At 77.8% G+C, this 861-nt stretch carries 1 protein-coding gene; it reads left to right on the top strand.

From position 1 onward, the window contains the following. Window positions 1-198: 198 nt before the first annotated feature. The gene (locus tag ACFV2S_RS15565) at window positions 199-738 is read left to right on the top strand and encodes a sortase (RefSeq protein WP_385558367.1); all 540 of its coding nucleotides are present in this window, start codon (window positions 199-201) and stop codon (window positions 736-738) included. Window positions 739-861 lie beyond the last annotated feature (123 nt).

Raw genomic sequence — 861 nt, 5'->3', positions numbered from 1 at the left:
GGGGGGCGCGCGCCCCCGCGCCCGGGCCCCCCCCCCCCCCCGCGCGCGCGGGGGGGCGGCGGGGCCCCCCGGCCCGCCCCCCCCCCCCCCCCCCCGGGGGGGGGCCCCCCCCGCGGCGGCCTTTGCCTCGTGCACGGAGCAACAGCACACGTGCCGTGCGACGGAGCCGGCCGGAAAGCTCCACCTAAGGAGATGAGCATGCGTCGCGCACGCACCGGACTGCAGATCAGCCTGATCGTCGGCGCCGTCGTCCTGTCCGCCCCCACGGCTCTCGCCGCCGCCGGGGAACCCGACGTCCGGATCAGCCCGCTGAACGCGGCTCCGGGCACCACCGTCACCGTCAGCACCACCGCCTGCGGCAAGGAGACCTACGGCAAGGGCGAATCGGAGGCCGGCGGTCAGTTCCACCTCCTGCCGGGCGGCCGGAAGGGCGTCCTGGTCGGTGAGTTCGTGGTGCCGCAGGGTGCCACGGCCGGCACCGACACGATCACGCTGAAGTGCCCGCCCCGGATCAAGCAGACCGTGACGTACCACATCGCCGCGGGGCCCCACGGCGGCGTCGACGCCGGCTCCGGCTGGGCCGCGGGAGCCGCCGGGCCCGCCGGAACGGCCGCCGAGGCCCCCGGGGACTCCATGACCGGCCCGCTCGCCGTGGGCGGTGTCCTGCTCGCCGGCGCCCTCGCGGGCGGCGCGGTCCACCTCCGCCGTCGCGCGCGGGGAAGCCGCACTCCGGTCTGACCGAGGCCGTCTCCTCGGGTCCGGAGCCGGGGCGGCGGGGGGAGGGTTCGGGGGGGGGGGGTAGCTGAGGCGCGGTGACGGTTCGGGAGGAGGGGTTTTGGGGGGTAGTAATGGGTTGGTGCT

It is taken from the genome of Streptomyces sp. NPDC059695, from assembly GCF_042733785.1.
Lineage (GTDB): Bacteria > Actinomycetota > Actinomycetes > Streptomycetales > Streptomycetaceae > Streptomyces.
This window is presented reverse-complemented; position numbering and strand designations above follow the sequence as displayed.

What these genes read in the sequence shown, in the direction of transcription:
- ACFV2S_RS15565 (WP_385558367.1), top strand. Translation starts at nt 199, where the DNA reads ATGCGTCGCGCACGCACCGGACTGCAGATCAGCCTGATCGTCGGCGCC.